This window comes from Devosia sp. XGJD_8, assembly GCF_046614475.1.
GTDB lineage: Bacteria > Pseudomonadota > Alphaproteobacteria > Rhizobiales > Devosiaceae > Devosia.
The window spans coordinates 452,010-474,541 of record NZ_JBKJHF010000002.1 but is presented as its reverse complement, the minus strand read 5'-3'; the positions used below and the strand labels follow the sequence as shown (position 1 = coordinate 474,541).

23 protein-coding genes are annotated in these 22,532 nt (G+C 65.0%); 15 read left to right on the top strand and 8 right to left on the bottom strand.

What is annotated here, in order from left to right:
* Window positions 1-74: 74 nt before the first annotated feature.
* Window positions 75-290, bottom strand: coding sequence for a hypothetical protein (locus ACLI1C_RS17780; RefSeq protein WP_411398890.1), 216 nt, complete (start codon window positions 288-290; stop codon window positions 75-77).
* Window positions 291-304: 14 nt separating this feature from the next.
* Window positions 305-1,216 carry a LysR family transcriptional regulator gene (locus tag ACLI1C_RS17775; RefSeq protein ID WP_411398889.1) on the bottom strand — a complete coding sequence of 304 codons (912 nt, stop codon included), beginning with the start codon at window positions 1,214-1,216 and terminating at the stop codon, window positions 305-307.
* Window positions 1,217-1,335: 119 nt separating this feature from the next.
* Here ACLI1C_RS17775 and ACLI1C_RS17770 point away from each other — a divergent pair, with 119 nt between their 5' ends.
* The 15 genes from ACLI1C_RS17770 to arsK all read left to right on the top strand — a co-directional run bounded on the left by ACLI1C_RS17770 (window position 1,336) and on the right by arsK (window position 16,912).
* Window positions 1,336-1,740, top strand: a complete 405-nt coding sequence (locus ACLI1C_RS17770) for a RidA family protein (protein WP_411398888.1) — start codon at window positions 1,336-1,338, stop codon at window positions 1,738-1,740.
* 139 nt (window positions 1,741-1,879) lie between these two features.
* A complete protein-coding gene (locus ACLI1C_RS17765; RefSeq protein WP_411398887.1) occupies window positions 1,880-3,367 on the top strand; it encodes a sigma-54-dependent transcriptional regulator in 1,488 nt (495 codons plus the stop codon).
* A 64-nt stretch (window positions 3,368-3,431) separates the two neighbouring features.
* Window positions 3,432-4,433: an ATP-binding cassette domain-containing protein gene (locus tag ACLI1C_RS17760; RefSeq protein ID WP_411398886.1), complete on the top strand. Its 1,002-nt coding sequence runs from the start codon at window positions 3,432-3,434 to the stop codon at window positions 4,431-4,433.
* Window positions 4,430-5,224 carry an ABC transporter permease gene (locus ACLI1C_RS17755; protein WP_411398885.1) on the top strand — a complete coding sequence of 265 codons (795 nt, stop codon included), beginning with the start codon at window positions 4,430-4,432 and terminating at the stop codon, window positions 5,222-5,224. Before ACLI1C_RS17760 ends, ACLI1C_RS17755 begins: the two co-directional genes overlap by 4 nt.
* Window positions 5,225-5,227: 3 nt before the next feature.
* Window positions 5,228-6,028, top strand: a complete 801-nt coding sequence (locus tag ACLI1C_RS17750) for an ABC transporter permease (protein WP_411398884.1) — start codon at window positions 5,228-5,230, stop codon at window positions 6,026-6,028.
* A 100-nt stretch (window positions 6,029-6,128) separates the two neighbouring features.
* Window positions 6,129-7,670 (top strand): tryptophan halogenase family protein, encoded by a 1,542-nt coding sequence (locus ACLI1C_RS17745; protein ID WP_411398883.1) that lies wholly within the window; start codon window positions 6,129-6,131, stop codon window positions 7,668-7,670.
* A gap of 142 nt (window positions 7,671-7,812) precedes the next feature.
* The gene (locus ACLI1C_RS17740) at window positions 7,813-10,755 is read left to right on the top strand and encodes a monovalent cation/H+ antiporter subunit A (protein ID WP_411398882.1); all 2,943 of its coding nucleotides are present in this window, start codon (window positions 7,813-7,815) and stop codon (window positions 10,753-10,755) included.
* A complete protein-coding gene (locus tag ACLI1C_RS17735; protein WP_411398881.1) occupies window positions 10,755-11,093 on the top strand; it encodes a Na+/H+ antiporter subunit C in 339 nt (112 codons plus the stop codon). The genes ACLI1C_RS17740 and ACLI1C_RS17735 overlap by 1 nt, the downstream gene beginning before the upstream one ends.
* Window position 11,094: 1 nt before the next feature.
* Window positions 11,095-12,729, top strand: coding sequence for a monovalent cation/H+ antiporter subunit D (locus ACLI1C_RS17730; RefSeq protein ID WP_411398880.1), 1,635 nt, complete (start codon window positions 11,095-11,097; stop codon window positions 12,727-12,729).
* Window positions 12,726-13,214, top strand: coding sequence for a Na+/H+ antiporter subunit E (locus ACLI1C_RS17725; RefSeq protein WP_411398879.1), 489 nt, complete (start codon window positions 12,726-12,728; stop codon window positions 13,212-13,214). The genes ACLI1C_RS17730 and ACLI1C_RS17725 overlap by 4 nt, the downstream gene beginning before the upstream one ends.
* The gene (locus ACLI1C_RS17720; RefSeq protein ID WP_411398878.1) at window positions 13,211-13,492 is read left to right on the top strand and encodes a K+/H+ antiporter subunit F; all 282 of its coding nucleotides are present in this window, start codon (window positions 13,211-13,213) and stop codon (window positions 13,490-13,492) included. The genes ACLI1C_RS17725 and ACLI1C_RS17720 overlap by 4 nt, the downstream gene beginning before the upstream one ends.
* Entirely contained in the window at window positions 13,489-13,863 is a 375-nt protein-coding gene (gene mnhG / locus ACLI1C_RS17715) for a monovalent cation/H(+) antiporter subunit G (RefSeq protein ID WP_411398877.1), read from the top strand. The genes ACLI1C_RS17720 and mnhG overlap by 4 nt, the downstream gene beginning before the upstream one ends.
* Before the next feature lie 58 nt (window positions 13,864-13,921).
* Window positions 13,922-14,239 carry an ArsR/SmtB family transcription factor gene (locus ACLI1C_RS17710; protein ID WP_411398876.1) on the top strand — a complete coding sequence of 106 codons (318 nt, stop codon included), beginning with the start codon at window positions 13,922-13,924 and terminating at the stop codon, window positions 14,237-14,239.
* A 49-nt stretch (window positions 14,240-14,288) separates the two neighbouring features.
* Window positions 14,289-15,692, top strand: a complete 1,404-nt coding sequence (locus ACLI1C_RS17705; RefSeq protein ID WP_411398875.1) for an NAD(P)-binding domain-containing protein — start codon at window positions 14,289-14,291, stop codon at window positions 15,690-15,692.
* A gap of 11 nt (window positions 15,693-15,703) precedes the next feature.
* Window positions 15,704-16,912 carry an arsenite efflux MFS transporter ArsK gene (gene arsK / locus ACLI1C_RS17700; protein ID WP_411398874.1) on the top strand — a complete coding sequence of 403 codons (1,209 nt, stop codon included), beginning with the start codon at window positions 15,704-15,706 and terminating at the stop codon, window positions 16,910-16,912.
* On the opposite strand, the gene phnE (ACLI1C_RS17695) is transcribed toward arsK, so the two are convergent.
* The 6 genes from phnE (ACLI1C_RS17695) to ACLI1C_RS17670 all read right to left on the bottom strand — a co-directional run bounded on the left by phnE (ACLI1C_RS17695) (window position 16,913) and on the right by ACLI1C_RS17670 (window position 22,532).
* Window positions 16,913-17,761, bottom strand: a complete 849-nt coding sequence (gene phnE, locus ACLI1C_RS17695; protein ID WP_411398873.1) for a phosphonate ABC transporter, permease protein PhnE — start codon at window positions 17,759-17,761, stop codon at window positions 16,913-16,915.
* A gap of 1 nt (window position 17,762) precedes the next feature.
* Window positions 17,763-18,671 (bottom strand): phosphonate ABC transporter, permease protein PhnE, encoded by a 909-nt coding sequence (gene phnE / locus ACLI1C_RS17690; protein WP_411398872.1) that lies wholly within the window; start codon window positions 18,669-18,671, stop codon window positions 17,763-17,765.
* Window positions 18,672-18,738: 67 nt separating this feature from the next.
* Window positions 18,739-19,662 (bottom strand): phosphonate ABC transporter substrate-binding protein, encoded by a 924-nt coding sequence (gene phnD / locus ACLI1C_RS17685; RefSeq protein WP_411398871.1) that lies wholly within the window; start codon window positions 19,660-19,662, stop codon window positions 18,739-18,741.
* Window positions 19,663-19,700: 38 nt separating this feature from the next.
* Window positions 19,701-20,531: a phosphonate ABC transporter ATP-binding protein gene (phnC, locus tag ACLI1C_RS17680; RefSeq protein WP_411398870.1), complete on the bottom strand. Its 831-nt coding sequence runs from the start codon at window positions 20,529-20,531 to the stop codon at window positions 19,701-19,703.
* An 83-nt stretch (window positions 20,532-20,614) separates the two neighbouring features.
* Window positions 20,615-21,808, bottom strand: coding sequence for an alpha-D-ribose 1-methylphosphonate 5-triphosphate diphosphatase (locus ACLI1C_RS17675; RefSeq protein ID WP_411398869.1), 1,194 nt, complete (start codon window positions 21,806-21,808; stop codon window positions 20,615-20,617).
* Window positions 21,795-22,532 carry a phosphonate C-P lyase system protein PhnL gene (locus ACLI1C_RS17670; protein WP_411398868.1) on the bottom strand — a complete coding sequence of 246 codons (738 nt, stop codon included), beginning with the start codon at window positions 22,530-22,532 and terminating at the stop codon, window positions 21,795-21,797. The genes ACLI1C_RS17675 and ACLI1C_RS17670 overlap by 14 nt, the downstream gene beginning before the upstream one ends.

Below are 22,532 nucleotides of genomic sequence, written 5' to 3'. Positions count from 1 at the left end.
CTTAGCCAGCGGGACCCGCGCTGTGAAGGGCGGGCCCGACAATTCCATCGCGCTGCGACAAGCCGCCTGGGGCTCTATTGCGTCGGCATCTCCGCCACCGGCGTCTGGTTGGCGGCCGGGGTCACCGATCCCATGCGCGCGCTGCCCATCATCACCAGCGTGCCCACAGCCAGGGCACCAATGATCCAGAGGGCGCCCGCCAGCAGCGAAAAGCCCTCCATGAATTCCAGTCCAGTGTAACCGCGATGTTCCATGGCATCCTCCTGCCACAGCAACACCGGATCGGGCATTTCGGTTGCCTGGCTCAGTCTCGCCGCGCCGCCCCGGCCAGTGCGGCGACCAGCATGTCGATGAAGTGGCGGACCTTGCCCTCCAGATGCCGTCGATGGGGATAGAGCGCCACGATCGATACCGTGCCCGCATTGACCGATGGCAGCAGCAAGCGGAGGCGCCCCGCCTGTACATCGTCATCGACCAGAAAGCCCGGCAACAGACCGATTCCCATGCCGGCCAGCGCCGCATCCCGCAAGGCCTCGCCGCTATCGAGCCGAAGTCGGCTGCGTCCCTGCGCAACCACGCTGGTGCCATCCGCCTCCTGCAGGTGCCAGGTCATCCGCTCGTTACTTCTGGCATGGAAGAGCAGATCATGTCTGGTCAGGTGTTCGGTCGAGGCAGGCTGGCCGCGCCGATCCAGATAGGCAGGGGAGGCACAGAGCCGAACCGGGTCGCGCAGGATGACGCGGGAAATCAGGCCCGGGCTCGGATCGGTGACGCCGATGCGAATGGCGAGGTCGAACCCGTCCTCGACAATGCCCGCGACATGGTCGGAAAAACTCATTTCGACCTGCATATCGGGCCATGCCTCGAGATAGTGGCGCACGACGGGCAATACCAGCCGGCGTCCGAAGGCATCGGCTACGGTGACACGCAACACGCCGCGCGGTTGCCCGGACGCCGGCCCGATGCTCCGCTCTGCAGCGTCCATCGCCTCCCGAATGCCCTGCCCTGCGGCATAGAGGCTGCGACCGTCATCGGTCAGGCTCAATGCGCGTGTCGTCCGGTTCAACAGGCGGGTGGCGAACCGCGTCTCGAGCCTTGCGACCGCCTTGCCAGCCGCCGAGCGCGAGAGGCCCAGCGCCCTGCCCCCGGCGACGAAACTGCCGCTGTCCAGAACAGACATGAAGATCAGGATGTCGTTAACGTCGGAGCTGTTCATGGTCCCGATTGACGAATTTTGGTCGCCGCTAACGGGACGCCTGTTCGCCCAAGAAATCAATACATGGACTCAGGTGGCGACGCCCAATGGCGCCGCCGATGCAACCAGAGGACAGAACCATGAACCCGATAGCCCGCATCAACCCCACAACCTTGCCCGATGCCGCGAGTGCCGGCTACGCCCAGATATCGGTGGTCCCGCCCGGACCGCTGGCATTCGTATCCGGACAGGTGGCATGGCGGCGCGTGGGGGGCGCAAAGCCCGGCACCCTGTCCGAGCAGACCGATACCGTGATCGAAAACCTGTCCGCCGCTCTTGAGGCCCTGGCCGCCCGCCCCAGCGACATTGTCCAGTTGCGCATCTACGTGACGGACCTGCGCGCCGAAACGCAGGACATCGTCATGGGCAAGCTTGCGGCATTTCTGGATGGCACCCTGCCCAGCCTCACCGGCGTCGGCGTCGTCAACCTTGCCGCGCCCGACCTGCAGATCGAGATCGAGATGGTGGTCCGTATTCCAGATTGACGTGACCGGCGACGGCGGCATTGACGCTGTCGCCCGGCCATCCAAATGCCCATGCTTAATCGCCCCTTAACTCCCTCCGCCCATCTTGTTCCCAAAACGGCACACGATTCGATGCCGCATCAAGAAGACTGGAGCCTGGATGACGCGTGTTCTCGTAGTTGATGATGATCCGGTTCAGCTGCGCCTCACGGCCGAGGTCGCCAACCGGGCCGGCTTCAAGCCGCTGACCGCGACCGGCGGCGAGCAGGCGCTCGCTATCCTGCGCGATGACCGCAATATCGGCGCCATGATCCTCGACCTCGTCATGCCCGACCTCGACGGCATGGGCGTGATGGACGCCATGCGCCGCGAAGGGCTGACCACGCCTGTCATCATCCAGACTGCCAATGCCTCGCTCGAAACGGTCATCTCGGCCATGCGCAATGGCGCCGCCGACTATTTCGTCAAGCCCGTGGCACCCGAGCGGCTCGTCATCTCGCTGCGCAATGCGATGAAGCTCGACGCGCTCGAGGCCGCCATCCGCTCCGAGCGCGCCCGCAAGAGCGGCACCTTCACCAGCGCTGACATGATCGCCAAGGCGCCGCCCATGGCGCGCGTCCTGACGCTCTGCGCCAAGGCCGGCAAGTCCAATATCCCGGTGCTGGTCGAGGGCGAGACTGGCGTCGGCAAGGAGCTGATCGCCCGCATCATCCAGGGCAGCGGCGACCGCGCCGGCAAGCCCTTCATCACCGTCAACTGCGGCGCCATCCCGCCCAACCTGGTCGAGTCGGTGCTGTTCGGCCACAAGAAGGGCGCCTTTACCGGCGCCGTGGCGGACCAGCAGGGCAAGTTTGCCGATGCCCATGGCGGCACGCTGTTTCTCGACGAAGTGGGCGAGCTGCCGCTCGACACCCAGGTCAAGCTGCTCCGTGTGCTGCAGGAGGGCGAGATCGAGCCCATCGGCGCGACCCGCCCCGAGCGCGTCAATGTCCGCGTCATCTCGGCGACCAATCGGCGCCTGCTGAACCTGGCCAAATCCGGCGAGTTCCGCGAAGACCTCTACTACCGGCTCAACGTCTTTCCCATCTACGTGCCGCCGCTGCGCGAGCGCATGGAAGATGTTCCGGCACTGGTCGCCATGTTCATCGCGCGGTTCAGCGCCGAGGCGGGCAAGCGCATCCTGGGCATTTCCCCGCCCGCCCTCGACCTGCTGCTGTCCTATGACTGGCCGGGCAATATCCGCCAGCTGGAAAACGCGGTCTATCGCGCCATCGTGCTGACCGATGGCGCCTTCCTCGAGACCGTCGACTTCCCGCAGATCTTCTCCCAGACCGCCGGTCGCGACCAGGCGGTCAGGGCCATCGAGGCCGTGCCGGTGCCGGCTGCCCCGACCCATATCGACATCGCCTCCGCCCGCCAGCGCGCCATCTTCGACATGCCCGCCCCGGCGCCCGACCGCTTCCTCGCGCCGACCGGGGAAATTGCGGCCCTATCCGACATCGAACGCGCCGCAATCGTCTTCGCGATCGAGCATCATGGCGGCCGCATGTCGCGGGTTGCCCGCGCGCTCAAGATCGGCCGCTCGACGCTCTACCGCAAGCTGCACGAATATGGCCTCGCCGACGAGCTGATCAACGACGCCGCCTGAGACCGTAGCATCCATCTGACGGCGCCGGAGAATCGGCTAATGTTCCCCGCCAGGGGGACATGACATGACGGCGCTGATCGAGGCACGGGGCGTTTCCAAGCGCTTCCGGCAGCACAAGAGGTTTCCCGGCCTGCTGGGTGCCCTCAAGACACTGGTGACCACCGAATATACCGAAGTCGCCGCCGTCTCCGATGTCAGCTTCGACATCGCGGCCGGCGAGGCCGTCGGCTATCTCGGCCCCAATGGCGCCGGCAAATCCACCATGATCAAGATGATGACCGGCATCCTGGTGCCCAGCGCCGGGACGCTTTCCGTGCTTGGCCGTACGCCGCATCAGGAGCGCATGGCCAATGCGCGCCAGATCGGCGTGGTCTTCGGCCAGCGCAGCCAGCTCTGGTGGGACCTGCCGGTGGTCGACAGCTTCACCCTGCACCAGCGCATCTACGACATTCCCGCCGCGCGCTATGCCGACAATCTCAAGCGCTTCAGCGACCTGCTCGACCTGACGCCGTTCCTCGATCGCGCCGTGCGCCAGCTCAGCCTGGGCCAGCGCATGCGCGCCGAAATCGTCATGTCCCTGCTGCATGATCCCAAGATCCTGTTTCTCGACGAACCCACCATTGGGCTCGACGTAGTCGCCAAGGATGCGGTGCGGCGCTTTCTCGCCGAGATCAACCGCGAACGCGGCGTCACCATCATCCTCACCACCCATGACCTGCAGGATATCGAGACCATCTGTCCCCGGCTGATCATGGTGGATCACAGCAAGCTGATCTTTGACGGCGAACTTGGGCGGCTGCGCGCCGCGCTGGGCTCTGCCCGCCGGCTGACGCTGGAATTTGCCACCGATCCAGGCCCGCTGCCGCTCGGCACCGCGACGCTCACCAGCGATGAAGGCCTGCTCAAGCACTATCTGCTCGAACGAGAGGATGTGTCGCTCGTGCAGGTGCTGAACGAAGTGGGCAGCGAGCGCGGCCTCAAGGACGTGGCGCTGCACGAGCCCGATATCGAAGAGGTCATCCGCACCTTCTACCAGCGCCGCAACGCGGCCGCGGCCGCCCAATGATCGCCTATGCCGCCTTCGCCCGCAGCGGCTTTCTCACCAGCCTCGCCTATCGCAACGAGGTCTGGGCCAATATTTTCGGCAAGTTGGTGCAGGTCTTTGCCCGTGTCGCCATCTGGCTGGCGGTCTATGCCGGCGTCACCGCCGTCGACGGCATAAGCATCAGCGACATGATTACCTATGCCCTGCTGGGCGGCGTGGTCATGGGCGCCACGCGCTATGATCGCATCGTCCGTCAGGTCGGCAACGCGCTCAAGACGGGCGATGTGGCGATCTGGCTGCTCAAGCCGGTGCACTACCCGCTCTACCTGCTGGCCATCGAAGCCGGCATGTCCGCCTACACCTTCCTGCTGGCCGTCGTGCCCACCATCGCCATCGTCGCGCTGATCTACGGCATGCAGCCGCCGGCCAGCCTGTTGCATGGCCTCATGTTCGTCGGCTTCTGCGCGCTGAGTTTCATCATCCACTTTCTCTGCGCCGCGATCTTCGGCGTACTGGCCTTCTGGCTGATGACGGTCTTTTCGCTGGAATGGCTGCTCCAGAGCCTGATCTCGCTGCTGTCGGGCCTGCTCATACCCTTCTGGTTCTTCCCCGAGCCCTTCGGCACCATTGCCAGCCACCAGCCGCTCGCCTGGCTGGTCTACTACCCATCCGCGGTGTGGCTGGGTCGCCTGGATATGGGTGCGACGCTGCTCTATTTCGGGATCGGGCTGGCATGGGCGGGCCTGCTTGCCACCGTGCTGGCCCTGCTCTGGCATCGCGCCTCCTCGCGCATCACCGTGCAGGGAGGGTGAACCATGCTGCATCGCCTCGGCATCCTGCCGCTGCTGGTCAAGATGTTCATCAAGTCGCAGATGGAGTATCGCGGCGCCTTCTGGCTCGATCGGCTGGCGCAGATCATTTCCTATGGCGCCGTTCTGCTCGGCATGTGGATATTGCTGCAAAAGTTCGAATTGCTCGGGGGGTGGAACTGGCCGCAACTGGCGCTGCTGTTTTCCTTCCAGCTGCTCGCCTATTCCCTGGGGGCTTCGGTGAGCTTCACCCAGTTGCGCGATCTCGAGGAACTGGTGCGCCTGGGCACGCTCGATGCCCTGCTCACCAAACCGGTCAATACCTGGGCCTATCTGATCTTTTCCGGCCTCAATATCGGCTATGCCGGCCACATCATCCTCGCCGTTCCCGTGCTGATCTGGGCTCTGCTGGCAGCGCAGGTGGAATGGTCCATCGGCAATGCCCTGTTCTTTGCCGGTAGCTTGCTCAGTGCCACCCTGGTGACCGGCGCGGTGATCACCATGATCGGCGCCACGGCGCTGATCTGGGTCCGCTCCAATCACCTGTTTTCCATCTTCTTCGGCTTCTGGGAGCTGACGCGCTATCCGCTCAACATCTTCCCTGGCGGCATTCAGGTGGTGATGCTCACCGTGGTGCCGCTCGCCTATATCAGCGCGGTGCCGGTGGCCGTGCTGCTGGGCAAGCCCGTGCCCCTGCTCGGCGGCCTTGCAGCACCGGCCGCCCTGCTAGCGGGACCGCTGCTCGTGCTGCTCGCCATCGCCCATTGGCGCTATGCCCTCAGCCGCTATCAGGGCGCCGGCGGCTGACCGGGATCGCCACGGAGATTTTCGGTTTCCTAAGATTGTGCATCCGCCCCTTGCCCGCCTCCGGACGGCCCACTAGCCTCCTGCGCGGAGGAGACGACGCATGACCCGGCAATCCCATTTCGTGGTCGTCGGCGGGGGCACCGCCGGCTGGATCGCGGCTTTCATCATTCAGGATTCGGCACGCCGCAAGGGCATCAATGCCCGCATCAGCGTCATCGAGCCATCCAGCATCCCCACGGTGGGCGTGGGGGAGGCGACCACCGCCGCGTTTCGCGTCCTGCTCAAGCATTTCGGCATCGACGAATTCGAGTTCTTCCGCAAGACCGAGGCAACGTTCAAGCTGGGCATCCGGCACGAGGACTGGCGCCGCAAGGGCTATACCTATTACGGCCCGATCGACGATCCGCACCAAGTCATCCAGGCGCCGCCCGGCGCGCCGTCGGATTATCTCAATGTCTACGCCATTGCCGCCGGCCGGCCGATCACCGACATGCACCTGTTCGGGCCTCTGCTCGAGCAGAAGAAGGCGCCCTATGCCCGCAAGGCGGATGGTTCGCTGATCCCGCTCGGCCCCTTCCACCACGCCTACCATTTCGACCAGGCCAAGGTCGGCCGCTTCTTCGCGAGCAAGTCGAAGGGCGTCGACATCATCGACGCCGTGGTCTCGGGCGTGCATCGCAGTCCGCAGACCGGCGACATCACCGCGCTCGAACTCGACAATGGCCAGAAGCTGGAAGCCGATTTCTTCATCGACGCCACTGGCTTTCGCAAGCAGCTGATCGTCAAAGAAATGCAGGCGCCGTGGATTTCCTATGCCCATGAACTGCCGGTCAACCGCGCACTGCCGTTCTGGCTCGATATCAAGCCGGGCGAGGAAATCGCCAACTACACCCGCGCCTGGGCCCAGGATGCCGGCTGGATGTGGCAGATCCCGACCCAGACCCGCTATGGTTGCGGCTATGTCTATTCCGACGAATTCTGCACGCCCGAACAGGCCAAGGCCGAGGTCGAGCGGGTGCTCGGCCGCGAGATCGAGGTGCGCAGCGATATCCGCTTCCAGATCGGCCGGCTGGAAAACGCCTGGGTCGGCAATGTGCTGGCGGTGGGGCTGAGCTCGAGCTTCCTCGAACCGCTGGAATCCACCTCGATACATGGCACCATCGTGCAGATGATGCTGTTCGCCGACCGTCATCTCAAGCACCCCGCCGATATGACGCCCGCTGACCGCGACGACTACAACACCCGCGTCGGCCGTCAGGTCGATGACTTCCGCACTTTCGTCAACACGCACTACATGGTCGAGCGCGACGACACCCCCTTCTGGCGCGAAGTGCGCGCCAACCGCATCCATCCCGAGACCCGGGAGCGCCTGGCCTATTGGAAAAGCCACATGCCCCGGCATGAGCATTTCCCCGACACCCTGTTTGGCCTCCCCCATATCCAGACCCAGTTGCATTACCCGGTGCTGGCCGGGCTTGGCCTGCTCGACCCGGCCCTGGCCCGCAAGGAAATGGACCGCGACCCCAAGCTGCGCCAATTCGCCCGCGAGGCCTATGACAGCCTCGCCCGAGAGTATCGGGCGGCTGCCCAGCAGGCCCTGGGACACGCCGAATTCCTCGAGACGGTCCGCGCCATGGTTTAACCCGGCACGCGCGCTCAACTTTTCCGGCCGCGCGGCGATATTCGGGGTTGCGCAAAGCAGTGGCACAGATGAAAACGGGTAGCCGCTCTCTCCCAGGGTCGCGCTGCCCACAATCCATCATCGGAAGGTCACCGCCGCGATAATGACGCCACCCGTCTTGCTCACGCTTGTTTTGCTCTTGCCGTTCGTAGCCAGCCTGCTGGCTGCCGTCCTGCCCTCGAATGCACGCAATGCGGAAGCCTGGTTGGCCGGATCGATCGCCGTGACGGGCTTTGCAGCCATGATGTGGCTGTTTCCCCATATCGCCAATGGCGGCATCGTGCGTCAGGAGATTGCCTGGATCCCAGCGCTCGGGCTGAACCTCGTGCTGCGGCTCGATGGCTTTTCCTGGCTGTTTGGCGTGCTGGTGACGGGGGTCGGGTTTCTGGTCGTGCTCTATGCGCGCTACTACATGTCGCCCAAGGACCCGGTGCCGCGCTTCTTTGCCTTCTTCCTGGCCTTCATGGGCTCGATGCTGGGCCTGGTCATGTCCGGCAACATCATCCAGCTGGTGGTGTTCTGGGAGCTGACCTCGATCACCTCCTTCCTGCTGATCGGCTACTGGTTTCACCTGGCGCAGGCCCGCGATGGCGCGCGCATGGCCCTAACCGTGACCGGCCTGGGCGGGCTCGGCCTGCTCGTCGGCATGCTGATCATCGGCCACATCGTGGGCAGCTACGACCTCGACGTGGTGCTGACCTCCGGCGATACTATCCGCGAGCACGCGCTCTATCTGCCCGCGCTGCTGCTGATCCTGCTCGGCGCCCTGACCAAGAGCGCGCAGTTCCCCTTCCATTTCTGGCTGCCCCACGCCATGGCGGCGCCCACCCCGGTTTCGGCTTATCTGCACTCTGCCACCATGGTGAAGGCCGGCGTTTTTCTGCTGGTGCGCTTCTGGCCGGTCATGGCGGGCACCGACGAGTGGTTCTGGATCGTCACCTTTGCCGGGCTCGCCACGCTGATCTTTGGCGCCTATGCCGCCATCTTCCAGACCGACATGAAGGGGCTGCTGGCCTATTCGACCATCAGCCATCTCGGACTGATCACCACCCTCTTGGGCATGTCGAGCCCGCTCGCCACGGTGGCGGCGATCTTCCACATCGCCAACCACGCCACCTTCAAGGCCTCGCTGTTCATGGCCGCCGGCATCATCGACCACGAGACCGGTACGCGCGACATCCGCAAGCTGAGCGGCCTGTTCCGCTTCATGCCCTTCACCGCCACCCTGGCCATGGTGGCTAGTGCCGCCATGGCGGGCGTGCCGCTGCTCAACGGCTTCCTCTCCAAGGAAATGTTCTTTGCCGAAACGGCCGAGCGCGATGCCAATCCCTTCGTCAACATCGCCCTGCCCCTTGGCGCGACCCTGGGCAGCATGTTCGCCGTCGTCTATTCGCTGCGCTTCGTGCATGGCGTCTTCTTCGGCCCGCGGCCGCAGGGCCTGAGCAAGGTGCCACACGAACCGCCGGCCCTGATGCGCCGGCCCATCGAAATCCTGGTACTGCTGTGCCTGATCGTCGGCATCATTCCGGGCATCACCGTCGGCCCCTATCTGGCCGCCGCGGTCGTGGCGGTAACCGGCCCCGATACGCCCTATTACAGCCTCTCTGTCTGGCACGGTTTCAACTACGCGCTGGCCATGAGCATCACCGCCCTGGTGGGTGGCGTGCTGCTCTACTGGGCGCTGCATGGCTACCTGGCCAAGGGCATTGAAGGACCGCCGATCCTGCGCCGGCTCAAGGGCCAGCGCATCTTCGAGCGCATCATGCTGATCGTCACCTCGAAATGGGCGCGGCGGCTCGAATCCAGGCTCGGCACGCGCGGCCTGCAGCCCCAGCTCTTCCTGCTGTTTCTCTTCGCAGTGGGCACCGCCGCCACGGTCATGATCGGACGGTTGGGCCGTATCGAGCTCTCTCTTGCCGGTTTCGACCCGGCCTTCGCCCTGCTCTGGAGCGTCGGCATCGTCTGCGCCGTAGCGGCAGCCCACCAGGCCAAGTTCCACCGCCTCGTGGCGCTGGTGCTGCTTGGCGGTACCGGCATCGTCTCCTGCATCACTTTCGTCTGGTTCTCCGCCCCTGACCTTGCCATCACCCAATTGCTGGTCGAGATCGTCACCACCGTACTGATCCTGCTCGGTCTGCGCTGGCTGCCCAAGCGCGTAGAAGACCTGCGCGACCAGGTGCTGGTGCGGCGCGCCCGCTTCCGTCGCTATCGCGACGTAGCGCTGGCCAGCGCCGCCGGCCTGGGCATGGGCATCGCGTCCTATGCCGTCATGACGCGCGGCATTCCCGAAGGCATCTCGGAATTCTTCCTTGAAAACGCCTATGCGCTGGGCGGCGGCACCAACGTGGTCAATGTCATGCTGGTGGATTTCCGCGCCTTCGACACGCTGGGCGAAATCACCGTGCTCGGGATCGTGGCGCTGACCGTCTTCGCCGTGCTGCGCCGCTTCCGACCGGCCAGCGAGTCGATCCCCAAGCCCGAGCAGCAGCGCATCCAGAACGCCTTCGACACCCGCGCGCCGGAGCGCCACCCGGGCGACACCGTCAACGAATATCTGCTGATCCCCGCCGTGATCATGCAGTGGATGTTCCCGGTCATCATCGTGCTGGCAATGTATCTCTTCCTGCGCGGGCACGACCAGCCGGGCGGCGGCTTTGCCGCTGGCATCGTCATGTCCATCGGCTTCATCCTGCAATATATGGCCGGCGGCACCCGCTGGGTGGAGGATCGCCTGCGCATCCTGCCCCTGCGCTGGATCGGCTCCGGACTGCTGCTGGCGCTCGTGGTCGGCGTCGCCTCCCAGCTGCTGGGCTACCCCTTCATGACCACGGCCTTCCAATATGCCGAACTGCCCTATATCGGCCGCGTGCCGCTGGCCAGCGCGCTGCTGTTCGACCTCGGCGTCTTCAGCCTGGTTGTTGGCGCGACGGTGCTGATCCTCATCGCCCTGGCACACCAGTCGGTGCGTTCGCCCAAGGCCGGGCGACGCCAGGCGCCGATCAAGGAACCCGAAGTCTCGCCCGATGCACCGGTGGAGTTGCGCTGATGGAACTCATCCTTGCCATTGGTATCGGCGTGCTGGGCGGAAGCGGCGTCTATCTGATGCTGCGTCCCCGCACCTTTCAGGTGATCATCGGGCTGTCGCTGCTGTCCTACGCGGTCAATCTCTACATCTTCTCAATGGGTCGTCTCACCGTGGACGGCGCCCCCGTCATCGGCCACGATCCGGTAGACCCCGGCCTTTATGCCGACCCGGTGCCCCAGGCCCTGGTGCTGACCGCCATCGTCATCGGCTTTGCCATGACGGCGCTGTTTCTCGTCGTGCTGCTGGCCGCCCGGGGCCTGACCGGCACCGACCATGTCGATGGACGCGAGCAACCCTGACATGGCAGCGCTATTCGACCATCTGATCGTCCTCCCCATTCTGCTGCCGCTGGCCACCGGCGCCATGCTGCTGATGCTCAATGATCGGCGGCGCGCCACCAAGGCCTTCATCAGCGTCTTGTCGACCCTGCTTCTGGTCGTGGTCGGATTTCTGCTCGTGGCCGAGGCGTCCGGGCAAGGCGTTGCTGCCATGCCTGTCGCCACCTACCCCATCGGCAACTGGCCGGTGCCCTTCGGCATCGTCCTCGTGGCCGATCGCCTGTCCGCCATGATGGTCCTGCTGACGGCAATCCTGGGTGCTTCGGCGCTGGTCTATTCGCTGGCGCGCTGGCACGCGGCGGGCCCGAGCTTTCACAGCCTGTTCCAGTTCCTGCTCATGGGACTCAACGGCGCCTTCCTCACCGGCGACATCTTCAACCTCTTCGTCTTCTTCGAGGTCATGCTGGCTGCCTCCTACGGGCTGGCACTGCACGGCGTCGGCGTCGCGCGGGTCAAGGCCGGGCTGCACTATATCGCGGTCAACCTGGGCGCCTCATTCCTCTTCCTCATCGGCGCGGCGCTGATCTATGGCGTCACCGGGACGCTCAACATGGCCGACCTCGCCGCCCGGGTCGCCACCATCCCGGAAATGGATCGCGGCCTGCTCGAAGCGGGGGCGGCCATTCTGGGCGTCGCCTTCCTGCTCAAGGCCGGCATGTGGCCGCTCGGCTTCTGGCTGCCGACGACCTATGCGGCGGCAACGGCGCCTGTGGCAGCCGTCTTTGCCATCATGACCAAGGTCGGGGTCTATGCCGTGCTGCGGGTGTCGACGCTCGCCTTCGGCGCCGAGGCCGGCGCGTCGGCCGGCTTCGGCCAGACCCTGCTGCTGTTCGGGGGCATGGCCACCATCGCCTTTGGCGCCATCGGCGTCCTTGCGGCCCAGACCACGGCGCGCCTGGCAGGCTATTGCGTCCTCGTCTCCTCCGGCACGCTGCTGGCCGCCATCGGCCTTGGCAATGCCGCGGTCACCGGTGGCGCGCTCTACTATCTCCTCGTCTCCACCCTGGCGATCAGCGCCTTCTTCCTGCTCGTCGAATTGCTGGATCGGGTTCGCATCGAAGGCGCGCATGTCCTGGCCGTCACGCTTGAGGCCTATGGCGACGATGATGACGAGGCCGAGCACGAAGAAGTCGGGCTGGCTATTCCCGGCGCTCTGGCCGTGCTGGGCATCAGCTTCGGGCTCTGCATGCTGCTGCTCGCCGGCCTGCCGCCGCTGGCCGGATTCCTCGCCAAATTCGCCATGATTTCGGCCATGTTCAACCCCGCCGGCCTTGAGAACACTGCTCCGATTACCGCCTCGGCCTGGTGGCTCTCGGGCCTGCTGATCTTCTCCGGCTTTGCCGCGCTGGTCGCTTTGACCCGCACCGGCATCAATACTTTCTGGGTGACCATGTCGGACACGCCGGCGCCTGTCCGGGTCATCGAGATCGCGCCGGTCCTGCTGCTGCTGGCGCTGACCATTGCCCTTACCGTCATGGCTGGCCCGGCCATGGACTACATGCAAGCCATGGCCGCGTCGCTCTATGCCCCGGCCGGCCATATCGGTGACGTCCTGGCGACGCCCCTCATCGTCGGGCCGGGGGAGGTCACGCCATGAGGCGCGTCCTGCCCTTCCCAGTGCTCACGCTTGCCCTGCTCGCCATGTGGCTCCTGCTGCAGCAGTCGCTCGCGCCCGGCCAGATCATCCTGGGAAGCATCATCGCCATCTTCGCCAGCCGGGGCCTTGCCGCGCTGCAGCCCGAGCGCCCCCGCATCCGCAATCCTGCCAGCATCATCAAGCTGATCTACTTCGTGACCGTCGACGTGTTCCGCTCCAACGTCGCCGTGGCCCGCATTGTCCTCGAAGGCAGGCGCCACGGACAGACCGCCGGCTTCCTGACCGTGCCCCTCGACCTGCGCGATCGCACGGCACTGGCAATCCTTTCCTGCATCATCACCGCCACACCCGGCAGTGCCTGGCTGGAATATGACTCGCTGCGCGGCGTGGTGCTTATCCACGTGCTCGACCTTGTCGACGAGCAGGCCTGGATCGACACCATCAAGAACCGCTACGAGCGCCTTTTGCTGGAGATCTTCCAATGAGCGCTGCCATTCTGCATTGGTCGCTGCTGCTGTCGCAGGTGCTGCTGGCGCTGGCCATGATTGCCGCCGCCTCGCGCATGATCCGTGGTCCGCGCGCGCAGGACCGCATCCTTGCGCTCGATGCCTTCTATGTCGCGGCCATGCTCATGCTGGTGCTGTTCGGCATCCGCGTCGGCACGGCAGTCTATTTCGAGGTGGCGCTGGTAATTGGCATCCTGGGCTTTGTCAGCACAGTTGCCCTGGCCAAATTCCTCATGCGCGGCGAGGTGATCGAATGACGGACATTCCGGTCTGGCTCGCCATTGTGGTCGGCCTGCTGTCCCTGGCCGGCGCGCTGCTGACCCTGGTCGGTTGCATCGGCCTTGCCCGCTTCGAGAGCTTCTACGAGCGCATCCACGCGCCGACCCTGGGCACAAGCTTTGGCACCGTGGCCGTGCTGCTCGCGTCGATCCTCTATTTCTCGGTGACCGGCCAGCGCCCTGCAATCCATGAAGTCCTGCTGCTGGTCTTTGTTTCAGTCACCACGCCGGTGACCCTGATGCTGCTGGCCCGGGCTGCGCTTTACCGCGACCGGGCGGAGCGGAACGGCACCGTGCCGCCCTCCGTCGGACAGGACATCGTCGTCCCGCCAACCGACGCCAAGTCCTAGTTTCGACAATTATCGAAATAGCATTTGACAGGTCGCGCGCGACCGCTATGCTATTTCCATGAACATCGAAACAGCAGCCGCCCAGTTGGAAGCCCTGGGCAACACGACCCGACTCACCATCTACCGCACGCTGGTCCGCGCGGGCGAAGGCGGCCTTGCTGTCGGCAAGCTGCAGCTCAAGCTGGACATTGCCGGCTCCACCCTCTCCCACCACATTCGCAAGCTGGTGGAGGTCGACCTGGTCAGCCAGGAGCGGCAGGCCACCACGCTGATCTGCCGCGCCAACTATGCCAGCATGAACGGCCTGATCGGCTATCTGGCCGATGAGTGCTGTGCCGATACGTCAGGCTGCGCGACCAGCGACGCGGCCGCCTGAACCTCTGCTATTTCTCTTATTATTCGAAAATTCTAGAAGGATCGAAACCATGACCGAACGCGACCTGCCCATCGCCGTCATCGGCGCCGGCCCGGTTGGCCTCGCCGCCACAGCACAGCTCGTCGCCAGGGGCCTGACGCCCATCGTCTTCGAGCGTGGTCCCAGCGTTGGCGCATCGCTGCAGGAGTGGTCCCATGTCCGGGTCTTCTCGCCCTGGCAATACAACATCGATGCGGCCGCCCGCGGCCTGCTCGAGGCCTCCGGCTGGATTGCCCCTCCGGCCACTGATCTGCCCACCGGCGGCGAAATCGTCGCCCGCTACCTGCAGCCCCTGGCCGACTTGCCGGCCATCGCCGCCCATCTCCATCTTGGCGCCACGGTGACCGCGATCACCCGGCAGGGTCTCGACAAGGTATCCAATGCCGGCCGCGACACAGCGCCCTTCGAACTGCGCTGGACCGACACCTTGGGTCAGGAACAGGCAACGCTGGCCCGCGCCGTGATCGACGCTTCCGGCACCTGGACCCAGCCCAACCCCATGGGCGTGGATGGCCTGCCTGTGCCCGGCGAAGGCAAGTTGCGCGACCGCATCGCCTATGGCATTCCCGATGTTGCGGGCGCCGAACGCGACGCCTATGCCGGCAGGACCGTGCTCGTCGTCGGCAGCGGCCATTCGGCCATCAACACGGCGCTCGCCCTGCTCACCCTGCAGGACCAGCACCCAGCCACGAAGGTCCTCTGGGCCCTCCGCCGCAATCGCCTGGAAAAACTGCTTGGCGGCGGCCTCAACGATCAACTGCCCGAGCGCGGCGCCCTTGGCCTCGCGGCCAAGCGAGCCATCGACGCGGGGCGCCTGCAGATCCTGGCGCCCTTTGCGGCAACACGCCTCGGCGGATCCGGCGATGGCGTGGCGGTGACTGGGACGCTGGGAGAGACACCCGTAACCCTGCAGGTTGACCGCATTGTCGTCGCCACCGGGTTCCGCCCCGATCTCGCCATGCTGTCCGAACTCCGGGTTGCCATTGATCCGGCAACTGAAGCGCCCCCGGCGCTGTCGCCGCTGATCGATCCCAATTTCCATTCCTGCGGCACCGTGCCCCCGCATGGTGTTGTCGAGCTGACCCAGCCCGAACCCGGCTTTTTCATTGTCGGCTCCAAATCCTATGGAAGGGCCCCGACCTTCCTGATGGCAACCGGCTACGAGCAGGCGCGGTCGGTGGTCGCCGAACTGGCCGGCGACCCTGTCGCCGCAAGACAGGTCCACCTTGTCCTGCCCGAGACGGGGGTCTGCAGCGTCCCCGCGGCCGAGGCGACATCGAGCTGTTGCGGCGGCCCGGCGAGCACGGCCTCGTCCTGCTGCGCCGCCGACGAGGCTGCCAAGGCGGAAGGCGAGGCCGGCTGCGGCTGCGGCTCATCCACAGCCAGTCCGGCACGCCGCCACGAACCCGCCTGACCGGAAACGCCATGTCCGCATATGCAAAGCCGCGCGCGCCCGCCCTGGTGATCTGGGCGCTGGGGCTGACCCAGATCATTGGCTATGGCACGCTCTACTACAGCTTCAGCGCCCTGGCCCCGGCCATGGCGCGGGACTTTGGCTGGTCGGAAGAATGGGTCTATGGCGTGCTGTCCGGGTCGCTGTTGACTGGTGGCCTCATGGCGCCCATTTCAGGCAGCTGGGCCGACCGCTTCGGCGCCGCCCGCGTCATGGTCTGGGGCTCGCTGGCGGCCGCCCTGTCACTGGTGGCCTGCGCCCTGGCACCCAATGGCATCGCCTTTGTCGCCGGGCTTGTCGCAATGGAGGTGGCTTCCGGATTCGTGCTTTATACCACGGCCTTTGCCGCGCTGGCGCAGATCGCCGGTCAGGGCGCCCAGCGCAGCATCACCCATCTGACGCTGATTGCCGGTTTCGCCTCGACCATCTTCTGGCCACTCACCACCACGCTGCATGAATACCTGTCGTGGCGCGACATCTACCTCGCCTTTGCCGCCCTGACCCTTATCGTCTGCGTGCCCGTGCATGCCTGGCTGGCGCGCCAGGACGCGGGCGCCCGCGCCATCACCGGACCGACCATGGCACTCGAGGATGCACCGCTGGTGCCGCCCGGACAGGAGCAATGGGCGCAGATCGTCATGCTGCTCGGCTTTGCCTTGCTGGGATTCATGTCCTCGGCCGTGCTGGTCCACATGATCCCGATGCTCGCCTCGCTGGGCCTGGGGGCCGCCGGCGTCTTCGTCACCACGCTGTTCGGCCCGGCCCAGGTGCTGAGCCGCCTCATCAACATGCAATTCGGCAGGGGCCTGTCGCAGCCGGCCCTGGGCGTCGTGGCAGCAAGCCTCATGCCGCTGGCTTTGGTTGTCCTCGTGACCACCGCCCCTCTGCTGCCTGGTGCTGCGGTTTTCGCCCTGCTGTTCGGCCTGGGCTCGGGCCTGTCTAGCATTGTCAGCGGCACCCTGCCGCTGGCCCTGTTCGGGCGCGTCGGCTACGGCCGCCGCCTGGGGACGATCAGTTCGGCGCGATTGATCGTGTCATCCTTCGCCCCGGTCGTCTTCGCCGTGGTGGCGGGCGCCATAACGACGCCGGCCACGCTGTGGATGGTGGCCGGCGCCGGTGCAATGAGTGCGCTCTGCTTCGGGTCCATCTGGCACCGCTTCAGCCGCGTGGCTCCGGCCTGATCACGCCTGCGGCGCCGCGTCGATCAGCCTGGCCCGGATCCGGCGCGAGATGTTGTCGATGATGGCAACGGTAACCAGGATCATCAGGATGATGAAGGCCGCTTCCTGCCAGTTGTTGATGCGCATGCGGTCCGACAGCTGCAGCCCGATGCCGCCCGCCCCCACAATGCCCAGGATCGTGGCCGACCGGACATTGGACTCAAAGAAGTAGAGCACGTGGCTCATCATCACCGGCAGGACCTGCGGAAACACGCCCAGCCGCATGACATGGGTGTCATTGCCGCCAGCGGCGCGAACGCCCTCCACCTGCTTGGTTTCGACATTCTCGATGGCCTCGGCAAAGAGCTTGGCGAAGATCATCAAGTCGCCCACGGCAATGGCCAGCACGCCGGCAAACGGCCCCAGCCCGACGGCGGAAACGAAGATCAGCGCCCAGACCAGCCCGTCAATGCCGCGGAAACCGTCATAGATGCGACGCAGCCCGAAGTGGAACAGCCAGTTCGGCATGACGTTCTTGGCGCCGAGAAAGCCCAGCGGGACGGCGAGCGCGGCGGCGATGATCGTGCCGAGGAATGCCATGCCAAGCGTTTCGAGCATGGCGTGGACATAGTCCCAGAAGCCGTCGCCAGGATGGGGCGGGATCATCAGGCTAACCAGCAGCCCCAGCTTGTTGAGACCGTTGACGATCCGCATGGGATTGGCATCGACCCACCACAGCCCGTAGGCCAGAGTGCCAACAAATCCGAGCCAGAGAGCCCAGGTCCTGACCCGCGTGATCAGCGGCGTGGAAAACAGTTCCGGATTGGTCCGGCGCAGGCGCGCCATTTCGCCGTGGCTAATGGTGTTCATGTCAGTGCCCCGCCTGCATGTCCTGCCCGATCAGCCGGTGGCGGATCGTCTCGCAGGTGATGTCGATGATGGAAGTGGTGGCGATCAGCAAAAGCATGATGGCCGAGATGTCGGTATATTCGAACTGCCGGATGGCGACATAGAGCTCCTGCCCGATGCCTCCGGCGCCGACAATGCCGAGAGCGGAGGCGCCGCGCACATTGATTTCGAAGCGCAGCAGCAGGTAGCTGGCATAATTGGGCAATGCCTGGGGCACCACGCCCAGCCGCATCAGCATGGGCCAGTTGCCGCCGGCGGCACGGACACCCTCGATCGGGCGGGGATCGACATTTTCGTTCACTTCGGCAAACAGCTTGCCCAGCGAACCAGCCGTGTGCACCGCAATCGCCAGAACGCCGGCAAAGGGGCCAAGCCCGAAGGCGAAGACGAAGATGAGGGCAAAAACCAGCTCCGGCACGGTGCGCAGGAATTCAAGGCTCCGCCGTGCCGCAAAATAGATGCCCGTATTCTCGACCAGATTGCGCGAGGCCGGGAAATACAGCAGCAAGGCGACCAGGCCACCGAGCACGGTGCCGACAAATCCCATCAGGATGGTTTCGACCAGAAGGCGCAGCCAGAAGCGCAGCCCCCAATACCAGTCGGCAAGATCGGCGCCGAGCGTCTCGATCGAGAGGGTTGGCAAGGTTCCGACAATGTAGTTCCAGGCCTTTGGCAGGCCGTTCATCAAGCCGTTCAGGTTGAAATCGCTGACGGCGATCGAGCCGGCCAGGGCAATGGCAAACAGGCCGAGCTGCAGCAAGGTCCACAGCCGCTTGCGGCGGCGTTCCGCAGCGAAGCGCTGCTCGAATGCGACCAGCCGCTGCGGCCGGCCGGCAGCAAAGCCACTCTCTGAATGTCCTATCGTGGTCATGTCGGACTGTCCTTGTCGCCGGAGGAACCGGCGCGCGGATGCCGCGCGCCGAAGGGTGCGCGTCCGATCAGTTGCCGCCGGTGCGACGACGTTCCTGCGCGTTGAACTCGGTGATGGCGACCACGTCGAGGTAGTCTTCGTGCTTGGCTTCGACATAGCCGCTGGAGGTGCCATTGGTGTAGGTGGCGAAACCCTCCGGGTTCTTTTCCGGGAAGGCGAGCAGCGCCGTCTTGAAGGCGTCCTGCAGTTCCTGCGGCAGGGTGGTCAGCATCATCACGGGAGTGTTGGGGATGATGGGCGAGGTCCAGATGATGCGGGTCGAGCCGGCGGGGATCAGGCCCTTCTTTTCCATGTTCTGGATATTGCCGGCTTCTTCATTGCGCCAATGGGTGGCGACGGCCTCGAACGTGCCGTTGACGAGCGCCATGACGCTCTGCTCATGGCCACCCGAGAAAGCGACTTCGCTGAAATACTCGTCGGCGCTGGAGTTGAGTTCGGTCGCCAGATAGTAGGACGGAACGGCATAGCCCGAGGTCGAGTTCGGATCGGCAAAGGCAAACGACTTGCCCTTGATATCTTCCAGCGTCTGGTAGTCGCTGTCGGCGCGCACGGCGATCACCGAGTGATAGCCCAGATTGCCTTCGTTATCGAGAGTGACGGCGACCGGGGCAATGTCCTCGCCCATCACCTTGCGGGCCAGGGCATAGGCGGCCGGACCGACCGAGGCGAACTGGACATGGCCCGAACGCATGGCCTCGATGACGGCGGCATAGTCTGTACCGCGCACGATCTTGACCGGTACGCCGAGCTCGGCGCTCAGGTAGTCGGCATAGGGCTGGGTGCGGGCAATGGCGTCGGTTTCGTTCTCGCTGGAGGAGATACCGATGGTCAACTCGGGGAACTGCTCGCGCCAATCCTGGGCGACGGCGACGGAAACGAGGGCGGCCGAGATCAGTACGGCCGCAATGCTGCGGCGCACGAGGGTAAACATAGCGATGGCTCCGGTGTTGGGACTGGGTTTGGTCGACGTTAGATCGCGTCGGCCATTTCGGGTTGCACGACGGGTTTTGCCGGCGCGTAGACGGCGCCCATGGTCGAGGTCAGGCTCTCGTCCACGGCGCTTTCCGCATCCCCGCCATAGATCTGCTGGATCACGCGGGATGTGAGTTGGGCGGGAGGACCGTCGAAGACGACATGCCCCTGGGCCATGCCGACGATGCGGTCACAATAGGCGCGGGCCGCATCCAGCGTATGCAGGTTGCAGATAATGGTCATCTTGTCCTGCTGGTTGATGGTGCGCAGGGCCTCCATGACCAGCCGCGCATTGCGCGGATCAAGCGATGCGATGGGCTCATCGGCGAGTATCAGCTTGGGATTCTGGATCAGGGCACGGGCAATGGCCACGCGCTGCTGCTGCCCGCCGGACAGCGTATCGGCCCTTTGCAGCGCCTGCGGCAGCAGGTCCAGGCGGTCGAGTGCCAGCGCCGCGGCGGCACGGTCGGCGGCAGAAAAGTGCTTGAACATGACCGGCATGGTGCCGAGATAGCCGATGCGGCCGATCAGGACATTAGTCAGCACATCAAGCCGGTTCACCAGATTGAACTGCTGGAAAATCATCGCGCAGCGGGCACGCCATTCGCGTAGGGCCTTGCCCGAAAGCGCGGTAACATTGGCGCCCTCGAAGACAATATCGCCACTGCCTGAAGTGGCCAGGCGATTGATCAGGCGAAGCAGGGTGGATTTGCCTGCCCCCGACCGTCCGATAATCCCCACCATCTGGCCGGGTTCGAAGCTCAGCGACACGTTGTTGACGGCGATGGTTTCGCCGAAGGCCTTGGTGATCTTGCGAAGCTCTAGCACCGCCTATCCTCCACCCGTTGATCGTTCCCCGGACTGGACCAGTCCATGATCCGGTTCTAGCGACCTCACATGACAGCGTTAACTCATCCGAATGACATGCTCGTGACGTTTGCGGCCCGGTGCGCGGCAATGGAGCCGTCGGAGTAGATCACCCGGCCCTTGCTCAGCACGCTGCGCACATGGCCCACCCCGCTATCGTCGGCAATGATGAGGTCGGCGCGAAGCCCGGCGCGGATTTCCCCGCGATCCTCAAGGCCCAGCGACCGCGCCGGATTGAGGGTGACCAGTCGAGCCGCCCCCGCCAGTCCCATCGGATCGGTCTTGGCCAGCACCAGCACGGCCGGCAGCATGGCGGAGGGATGGTAGTCGGCCGCCAGCAGATCAAGCAGACCCGCGGCATGCACGTCGCGGGCCGACAGGTTGCCGGAATAGGACGTGCCGCGCAGCGCATTGGGGGCGCCCATGGCATTGAGCATGCCGCGACGCCGGGCCTCCTGCGCCGCCTCGATCGTCACAGGAAATTCGCTGATATTGGCGCCCAGGCCCTGCATCAGGGCCACCTTTTCCACCGTATCGTCGTCGTGGCTTGCCAGCGGCACGCCGTGCAACGCGCAATATTGCGCAATGGCGCGCAGCGTCTCGGTCAGGTCTCCCGCCGATTCCCGCCGCTCGCGAATGCGCTGCTGCAGGTTTTCGGCAGCCTGTTCGAGCGATATGCCCTTGGCCTTGGCCGCCATTTCCGCCTGCTTGGCGAGATCGCGATATTGCCCCTGTCCCGGCGTGTGATCGCACAGCGAGATGAGATCCACCGACCCCTCCGCGATCAGTTCCTTGACCACCGACAGGGCGGCCGGAAAGGTCACTTCAAAGCGGGCATGCACGCGATGATCGACCAGCAGGTGCTGAGAATACGTGCGCAACGCGCGGATCATCTGACTGGTGAAGTCATAGGACCGCATGTGCCCATAGGTGGAGCCGGGGCTGAACGACACGGCGGCATAGGCCGTGGTGATGCCCGAATTGGCCAGCCGGCGATCGAGGTCGCGCAGACCCAGTTCCATCGGCATGCGCACATTCGGGCGGGGCTCCACCTCGCGCTCGATCATGTCGCCATGCATGTCGATCATGCCCGCCATCAGGATCAGGCCATTGCCCTCGATATCGGCATTGGCCACCGGCGCCTCGCCGATTTCGGCGATCTGCCCACCCTCGATGCGCAGGGCTCCCCGCTCGATGACGCGGTCGGCCAGGACGATACGGAAATCAGACAGCCACATGGGTCAGCTCGCTTGCAGCAGGAACGGGATGGGTCGCGAGATCAATCTCGCGATCGATGAGATCGGCAACGTCGCCGGGGTGATGAAACACCCCGACAATGGCAACGCCCGCGGCCTTGAGATCGCCCAGCCGGCGCACCAGTGCCCGGCGCGCCCCGACATCGAGCGAGGCGGTGGGTTCATCCAGCAGCAGCAGCCGCTGCGGCAGGATCAGTGCCCTTGCCAGGTTGACCTTCTGCTGCTCGCCACCGGAAAACGTGCTGGGATAGGCGCGCCACAGTTCTGGCCGCACGCCGAATTCGCCCAGCCAGTGCCGCGCCTGCTCCAAGGCGTCATCGGGCGCATAGCCGGCCAGCCGCAGCGGTTCGGCCACGATATCCTGCGCCGCCACCCGTGGGCGGGCATTGAGGAACTGCGTCACGAAGCCGATTTCCTGCCGCCGCAGCAGCGCGATATCGACATCCGCGGCGCGCGCCAGATCGATCGTGCCTAGCTTTGACTGGTACCAGATATGGCCCGCCACCGGCAGATAGCTGCGCCACAGCGTGCGCAGCAGCGTCGACTTGCCGGCACCATTGCGGCCCTTGAGCAGCAGGAATTCGCCAGCATGCAGATCAAAACTGATGCCCTCGAAGGCGTGCAGCATGCTGTCGAGATGGAACATGGCAAAGGTCTTGCCGAGGCCTTCGACACGCAGCAGGGGCGGATGTTGGTTCTGTGTCAT

Excerpts from the sequence above, each read along its gene's own strand:
- ACLI1C_RS17710 (WP_411398876.1), top strand. The coding sequence starts at position 13,922 with ATGAACATCGAAACAGCAGCCGCCCAGTTGGAAGCCCTGGGCAACACG.
- ACLI1C_RS17770 (WP_411398888.1), top strand. The coding sequence starts at position 1,336 with ATGAACCCGATAGCCCGCATCAACCCCACAACCTTGCCCGATGCCGCG.
- ACLI1C_RS17740 (WP_411398882.1), top strand. The coding sequence starts at position 7,813 with ATGACGCCACCCGTCTTGCTCACGCTTGTTTTGCTCTTGCCGTTCGTA.
- ACLI1C_RS17760 (WP_411398886.1), top strand. The coding sequence starts at position 3,432 with ATGACGGCGCTGATCGAGGCACGGGGCGTTTCCAAGCGCTTCCGGCAG.
- ACLI1C_RS17705 (WP_411398875.1), top strand. The coding sequence starts at position 14,289 with ATGACCGAACGCGACCTGCCCATCGCCGTCATCGGCGCCGGCCCGGTT.
- ACLI1C_RS17755 (WP_411398885.1), top strand. The coding sequence starts at position 4,430 with ATGATCGCCTATGCCGCCTTCGCCCGCAGCGGCTTTCTCACCAGCCTC.
- phnE (WP_411398873.1), bottom strand. The coding sequence starts at position 17,761 with ATGAACACCATTAGCCACGGCGAAATGGCGCGCCTGCGCCGGACCAAT.
- mnhG (WP_411398877.1), top strand. The coding sequence starts at position 13,489 with ATGACGGACATTCCGGTCTGGCTCGCCATTGTGGTCGGCCTGCTGTCC.
- ACLI1C_RS17735 (WP_411398881.1), top strand. The coding sequence starts at position 10,755 with ATGGAACTCATCCTTGCCATTGGTATCGGCGTGCTGGGCGGAAGCGGC.
- ACLI1C_RS17750 (WP_411398884.1), top strand. The coding sequence starts at position 5,228 with ATGCTGCATCGCCTCGGCATCCTGCCGCTGCTGGTCAAGATGTTCATC.
- ACLI1C_RS17675 (WP_411398869.1), bottom strand. The coding sequence starts at position 21,808 with ATGTGGCTGTCTGATTTCCGTATCGTCCTGGCCGACCGCGTCATCGAG.
- ACLI1C_RS17765 (WP_411398887.1), top strand. The coding sequence starts at position 1,880 with ATGACGCGTGTTCTCGTAGTTGATGATGATCCGGTTCAGCTGCGCCTC.
- ACLI1C_RS17775 (WP_411398889.1), bottom strand. The coding sequence starts at position 1,216 with ATGAACAGCTCCGACGTTAACGACATCCTGATCTTCATGTCTGTTCTG.
- ACLI1C_RS17670 (WP_411398868.1), bottom strand. The coding sequence starts at position 22,532 with ATGACACAGAACCAACATCCGCCCCTGCTGCGTGTCGAAGGCCTCGGC.
- phnE (WP_411398872.1), bottom strand. The coding sequence starts at position 18,671 with ATGACCACGATAGGACATTCAGAGAGTGGCTTTGCTGCCGGCCGGCCG.
- phnD (WP_411398871.1), bottom strand. The coding sequence starts at position 19,662 with ATGTTTACCCTCGTGCGCCGCAGCATTGCGGCCGTACTGATCTCGGCC.
- ACLI1C_RS17745 (WP_411398883.1), top strand. The coding sequence starts at position 6,129 with ATGACCCGGCAATCCCATTTCGTGGTCGTCGGCGGGGGCACCGCCGGC.
- ACLI1C_RS17730 (WP_411398880.1), top strand. The coding sequence starts at position 11,095 with ATGGCAGCGCTATTCGACCATCTGATCGTCCTCCCCATTCTGCTGCCG.
- ACLI1C_RS17720 (WP_411398878.1), top strand. The coding sequence starts at position 13,211 with ATGAGCGCTGCCATTCTGCATTGGTCGCTGCTGCTGTCGCAGGTGCTG.
- ACLI1C_RS17725 (WP_411398879.1), top strand. The coding sequence starts at position 12,726 with ATGAGGCGCGTCCTGCCCTTCCCAGTGCTCACGCTTGCCCTGCTCGCC.
- arsK (WP_411398874.1), top strand. The coding sequence starts at position 15,704 with ATGTCCGCATATGCAAAGCCGCGCGCGCCCGCCCTGGTGATCTGGGCG.
- ACLI1C_RS17780 (WP_411398890.1), bottom strand. The coding sequence starts at position 290 with ATGCCCGATCCGGTGTTGCTGTGGCAGGAGGATGCCATGGAACATCGC.